Source organism: Streptomyces sp. MBT65, from assembly GCF_016612545.1.
Taxonomy (GTDB): domain Bacteria; phylum Actinomycetota; class Actinomycetes; order Streptomycetales; family Streptomycetaceae; genus Streptomyces.
The window spans coordinates 1-6,048 of the sequence record NZ_JAENRY010000404.1; the positions used below are offsets into that span (position 1 = coordinate 1).

Annotated in this window: 5 protein-coding genes; 3 read left to right on the forward strand and 2 right to left on the reverse strand. The window is 69.2% G+C overall.

The window, feature by feature from the left end; genetic code table 11:
* The coding region (locus JHN63_RS46350; protein ID WP_200691153.1) for a TetR/AcrR family transcriptional regulator at positions 1 to 338 on the reverse strand (338 nt) is incomplete at its 3' end.
* Between the two features lie 204 nt (positions 339 to 542).
* Here JHN63_RS46350 and JHN63_RS46355 point away from each other — a divergent pair.
* Positions 543 to 1,973 carry an FAD-dependent monooxygenase gene (locus tag JHN63_RS46355; RefSeq protein WP_200691154.1) on the forward strand — a complete coding sequence of 477 codons (1,431 nt, stop codon included), beginning with the start codon at positions 543 to 545 and terminating at the stop codon, positions 1,971 to 1,973.
* Between the two features lie 700 nt (positions 1,974 to 2,673).
* Here the strand turns inward: JHN63_RS46355 and JHN63_RS46360 are convergent.
* Positions 2,674 to 3,741, reverse strand: coding sequence for a sodium-dependent transporter (locus JHN63_RS46360; RefSeq protein ID WP_200691155.1), 1,068 nt, complete (start codon positions 3,739 to 3,741; stop codon positions 2,674 to 2,676).
* 168 nt (positions 3,742 to 3,909) lie between these two features.
* On the opposite strand from JHN63_RS46360, the gene JHN63_RS46365 reads away from it, so the two are divergent.
* On the forward strand, positions 3,910 to 4,749 hold the full coding sequence (locus JHN63_RS46365; protein ID WP_200691156.1) for a hypothetical protein: 840 nt from the start codon (positions 3,910 to 3,912) through the stop codon (positions 4,747 to 4,749).
* A 161-nt stretch (positions 4,750 to 4,910) separates the two neighbouring features.
* Positions 4,911 to 5,783 (forward strand): hypothetical protein, encoded by an 873-nt coding sequence (locus JHN63_RS46370; protein ID WP_200691157.1) that lies wholly within the window; start codon positions 4,911 to 4,913, stop codon positions 5,781 to 5,783.
* Positions 5,784 to 6,048 lie beyond the last annotated feature (265 nt).

A 6,048-nucleotide genomic window follows, 5' to 3' on the forward strand; every position in this document is an offset into this window, starting at 1 on the left:
TTGCGCGAACGCGCCCTGCGTGAGCCCGCGGACTCACGCAGGGCGCGTTCGCGCAACCAGGTCCGCAGAGCGTCGAGCGGCGCTGTTCGCTCCGGCCGCTCACGCACCGCGCCGACCAGGCCGGAGCGGATCTCGTCGTCCATGTCGAAGACGAGCGACTCCTTGGTCGGGAAGTGCTTGAAGAGGCCGCTCATCGACAGGTCAGCGGCCTCGGCGACGTCCTTGACGGTGACCTGGTCGTAGCCGCGTTCGAGGAAGAGTTCCAGCGCGGCGTCGGCGATCACCGTCCTGGTCTGCGCCTTCTTGCGCTCTCTGCGTCCGGTCGCGGCCTCGGTCATGCCCGCAGTCTACCCACACGGACTGAAACAACCCATCCAGTTGTGTCGTTCCAGATTTAGAGCAACACTACTAGTGCTCTTGTTCTCGTACAGAGGGGAAGCGATCGGCATGCCCGCGGCCGGCCCCCAAGGGCAGCCCAGCGATCGCGCAGCGGACAACGATCCGCCGCTTCAGTACACGTTCCCAGCCCAAGGAGCACGACCATGGACACCGATGTGATCATCGCGGGCGCAGGCCCCGCCGGACTGACGCTCGCGGCCGAACTGGCCCTCGCCGGCGTACGTCCGACCGTCGTCGAAGCACTCGCCGAACGCAGCGGGCAGAGCAAGGCGATGAACCTCCAGCCCCGCACCGCCGAACTCCTCGCGCTGCGCGGCCTGCTCCCGGCCGCCGACGAACAGGCGATGGGCCGGATCGACGGCGGGCACTTCGCCGGCGTCCCGCTCGACTACACCGCACTGGAGACCCGCTACCCCTACCAGGTCGGCATCCTCCAGGCACGCGTGGAGCAGATCCTCGAAGACCGCCTGGCCGCCCTCGGCGGCAAGGTCCACCGGGACCGGCGCCTGACCGGCTTCGAGCAGGACGACGACGGCGTGACCGTCCATGGCCCCCAGACCCTGCGAGCGCGCTACTTGGTCGGCTGCGACGGCGGACGCAGCACCATACGCAAACTGCTCGGCACCGGGTTCCCCGGCACCGACGCCACCCGCTGGAACACCGTCGCCGACGTCGTCCTCGGCGCGGGCACGGCGGCGCCGCCGACCGTGGTGACCAGGATGGGCCAGGCCCGACGCGTGCGGCCCGACGGAAGCTTCGCCAGCGTCGTACCGATCGGCGAGCCGGGCCTGTACCGGTTCGTCTACTCCGGCGCCGCCGACGACCCCGCCGAGGACCCCACCCACCAGGAGGTGACCGACCGCTTCCACACCTTCTACGGCGACGAATACGAGCTCGTCACCATCCGCTACGCCTCCCGGTTCAGCAACGCCGCCCGCCAGGCCGAGCGCTACCGCGTCGGCCGCGTCTTCCTGGCCGGCGACGCCGCCCACGTCCACCTGCCCATCGGCGGCCAGGGCATGAACCTCGGCATCCAGGACGCCTTCAACCTCGGCTGGAAACTCGCCGCAGTCCTGACCGGCCGCATGCCCGAAACCCTCCTGGACACCTACGAGTCCGAACGCCACCCCGTCGGCGCCCAAGTCCTAGACGCCATCCGCGCGCAGGCCGCCGTACAGACCCCCGAACCCGGCCCCAGGGCCATGCGCGAACTCCTCACGACCTTCCTCGCCGTGCCCGCTACCAACCGCCTCGCGGCAGGAATGAGCAGCGGACTGGACATCGACTACGGCGGCCCCGGCCACCTCGGCACCCGCCTGCCCGACTTCCCGATCCGCGACGGCTGGGCCGGCGACCTGTTCCACACCGGCCGCGGAGTACTCCTGACCACCGACGAGAAACACCTCGCCCCTGCCCGCCCCTACCGGGATCGAATCACCTCCGCCCTGGTCGAGCACCTGCCCTGGGACGGCACAGAAGCAGTCCTGGTCAGGCCCGACGGATACATATGCGCGATCACACCCGGCGATCAGATCGACCAAGCGCTTCCTCTTTGGTTCGGCACCATCAACTGACCAGCCCCGGCACCGCTCACGCTGCCGGAATCGACCTCACTCGCCATGCCTGCACCGACGGCGGCCGGGAGGAGGAAATACAGGACGGTGTTCAGCTTGTCCGCGAACACGCTCGTGGCGCCCTGCCCAGTACGGGCCCAGCCCTCCGGTACCTTCACCGTGAAACCGGTGAAAACCACTGGCGAGCCGGTACGCCACGTACACCTGGTTGTCGGGGATGTCGCCGGGTGGATTCGACTCGGTGGGCGCGGGGGTCGAACCTGCGTTTCCCGCACCGGCCGGGGCGGCGGACGTAGCGAACCCCGTGTGCGAACCGGAGCCTGAACAACCGGTGATCACCGCCGCGACCAGGGCCAGTCCTACGGCGGCGGATGTGCGTACAGGTGCTATGGCCACTGTCCTCCCGGAGAGCCTGCGAACCGGGATCGGTCATGGCACCGACGCTGGGAGGCGGCCGGTTAACGCCCGGCACGCCGAGGGTTAGAGGACGCCGGGCCGCGGTTCCGGAGGGGGTGGGGTCGCTGGGACGACTCGGCGAACTGACAGATCGATTCGCTCTACCGCGCCGACAACAAGTACCGGCACGTGCGGTAACCCCGCTTCCTACTGTTCGCCAAGACCGGCGGCATCCCTCGCATCCGGGGTGCATGTGGTGATCGTCGCTTACGAGCACCAGCTGCGGACCTGTGGACCTGACGCGCTAGGACACCGCCGGGGACGCGGGCCGCAGTCTGGCGACGACCCGGTTGGCGGCCGTCTTCTGCAACAGCCCGTAGGCGAGCACCGGCAGCAGCAAGTGGGGCTTGTCGGGCAGCGAGGTCGTGATCAGTACCGCGCTCGCGCTGCTGTTGTTCATGCCGCAGGCCAGGGTCAGCGACGAGGCCACCGGGGCGTCCAGTCGCAGGAGGCGAGAGGCCAGACGGCCGAGTACGAAGGACAGGACGCACACCAGGGTGGCCACGGCGAGGGCGGCGGTGAACAGCAGCGGACGCGGGTGGGCCAGGAAGGAGCCGAGGGCGCCGCTGGCGTTGACATAGGTCAGGACCAGCGAGCCGGCCAGGGCCGAGGGCACCACGGCCCGCAGGAGACGGCCGTACCAGGACGGCGACAGTACGAGCGCACACAGGAGGCCCGCGGCGCAGGGCAGGACAACGGTGGCGAGGGTGAACGCGCTGTTCGCGGAGCCGCTCGTACTCGTGAGCGTCCGTGCGTAGCCGCCGCTGAGCAGCGGCGCCAGAGCCGCCAGCAGGAGCGGCGTGGTGAGAGGACTGAGCAGGGTGGAGGCGAGGACGAGTCCGACCATGGTCGGCTGGTCCCCCTCCCCTTTGGCGGTCCATACGGTGGCGCCGGCGGCCACGGGCATGGCCACGATCAGGATCATCGCGGTGAGCAGTCCACTACCGCCGTCGGAGTCGGGGGTACCGCGCAGCAGGAAGGCGACGAACGGCACGACGAGCAGCGGAATCGCGAGATGCAGTGTGAGTCCGGCCAGCATCGCCTTGGGGCGCCGCAGCACGCGGCCGAGCGCGCGCACCGGTACCTGGAGCCCGGCCGAGAAGAGCACCAGGGAGAGCAGGAGCGAGGTGGTGTGCAGTGTCAGATGGGCCGGTCCGCCCAGCGGGACGGCGTGCGGGCGGCGCAACCGCAGGCCCGCCCCCGGTAGCAGCAGAGCGGCGGCATAGGAGACGATGACGGCGCGGCCGAGCCGACGGCGCAGCCAGTTCGTGGCACGGTCGATGGGCGGTTGGGAAAGGGGCGGAGCGTTCACGGCGGCCTACTTCTGTCACGAGGGCAGGGGCGGGAGGGGACGCCGATATGTGCGGGTGGGACAGGTGGATGTACATGAGGACATCCTTCCCGGCTGGTACGTGTGGGGCAGGTGATCAGCACGCGCAGTCAGGATGCGTTCAGGTGACCGCTGGCACGGTCGGGCCTCATGACCTACGAACTGTCCGACACACCGGAAGCCGCACAAGACGCCGGCGGTCCCGGCTGGCACCCTCACCGCCTCCGCCTCAACAAGGTTCCCGAGATCACCCTGTACTTCTGGGTGATCAAGGTGCTGTGCACCACGGTCGGCGAGACCGCGGCCGACCTGCTCAACGAGAAGGCCGGGCTCGGCCTGACCGGCGTGTCCGTACTGATGAGCGCGCTGCTCGCGGTCGTCCTGGTCGTCCAGTTCCGGACCACCGCCTACCGCGCGGGCGTGTACTGGCTCGCCGTCGCCCTGATCAGCGTGGTCGGCACACTCATCAGCGACAACCTCACCGACAACATGGGCGTCCCGCTGGAGACCACCACCACGGTGTTCGGGATCGTCCTCGCCGTCGTGTTCGTCGTCTGGTACCGGCGCGAGCGGACCCTGTCCATCCACAGCATCAACACCACCAGCCGCGAGTCCTTCTACTGGCTGGCCGTGCTGTTCACCTTCGCCCTCGGCACGGCGGCCGGCGACCTGGTCTCCGAGCGCATGGACCTCGGATACTGGCTCTCGGCCGTCCTGTTCGCCCTGGCCATCGGCGCCGTCGGCATCGCCCACTTCGCCCTGGGCCTGGACGCCGTGTGGAGCTTCTGGATCGCCTACATCCTCACGCGTCCGCTGGGCGCCTCGATCGGCGACTACCTCTCCCAGCCGACCGGCGACGGCGGCCTCGGCTTCGGCACCGTCGTCACGAGCGTCCTCTTCCTGGCCGTCATCCTCGGCATGGTGGTGTTCCTGACAGTGACCCGCAAGGACGTCATCGACCGCGATCCCGCCGCGGGACAGATCGCCTGAACAGCACGGGAGGCGTTCAGGAAGCGTTCAGGGATTGATCGACAGAGTCGGACCCGGCGGCCGTCCCCCACGGCCCGACCACGCGTCACAGGGCGCCTGTTTCCCTCGCGGGAACGGGCGCCCTTCCACACCCCCCACGCAGAACAGGAGTGTCCGGCACCTTGGAGATTCCGGAAGCCCTCACCGACACCGAAGCCGCCCGTACGCACCAGCGGACCGTGGCCACTGCCAAGTCGGTGACGAAGAAGCTGCCCGAGGTCACCCTCACCTTCTGGATCATGAAGATCGCGGCGACGACGCTGGGCGAGACGGCCGGCGACCTCTTCGCCCAGACCCTGAAGCTCGGCTACTTCCTCACCACGATCGCGCTGTTCGCGATCTTCGTGATCACCCTGGTCGTGCAGTTGCGCTCCCGGCGCTACAACCCGTTCTTCTACTGGACGGTCATCCTCTCGACCAGTACGGCCGGCACCACGATGTCCGACTTCATGAACCGTGACGACAGCGCCAAGTACCTTGCCAACGGCGCCACTTCACTGGGCTGGGGACCGCAGGGCCTCGGCCTCGGCTACCCGGCCGGCGCGGCGATCCTGATCTCGATCCTGGTCATCATCTTCGCTGTGTGGAAACTGACCGGGATGACGTTCGTCATCCGGGACATCGTCACCTTCCGCGGCGAGGCGCTGTTCTGGTCGGCGATCCTCGTCTCCAACACCCTCGGCACCTCCATGGGCGACTTCCTGTCCGACAGTTCGGACCTCGGCTACGCCGGCGGGGCCGCGCTCGTGACCGGCGTGCTGCTGGTGCTCGTCGCCCTGATGAAGACACCCACGGTGCCGAACGTGCTGCTGTTCTGGATCGCCTTCGTCCTGACTCGTCCCCTCGGCGCCACGGCCGGCGACTTCCTCACCAAGCCGACCGCCAAGGGCGGCCTCGACCTCGGCACGGCGGGCTCCTCGGCCGTACTTCTGACGGTCCTGGTCGGCCTGATGACGTACGCCCATGTCCAGGAGCGTCGGAGCCCCGCCCCGTGACCTTCGCAGGACGCCACCAGGCCGGAGGGCACCGTCCACCGGTCGTCGTGAGTGGTGCGGAGGTGTCCCGCCCGGCGGGTCGACTCCGGCTTTCGTGCCCGGTGGCGGTGCCCGTGTCCCCGACCGTTTCTCGCGGGCCGGTCGTACGCAAGGTCGCCGCCCGCGGCAGTCGTATGAGGATCGCGGGTCCCGCACCCGCCGCCGAGAGCCCCGTCCCCCACCCGCCCTCCTGGCCGAGCGCCTCCGCCGGCTCTCCCTCTTGGGG

What these genes read in the sequence shown, in the direction of transcription:
- JHN63_RS46355 (WP_200691154.1), top strand. Translation starts at nt 543, where the DNA reads ATGGACACCGATGTGATCATCGCGGGCGCAGGCCCCGCCGGACTGACG.
- JHN63_RS46365 (WP_200691156.1), top strand. Translation starts at nt 3,910, where the DNA reads ATGACCTACGAACTGTCCGACACACCGGAAGCCGCACAAGACGCCGGC.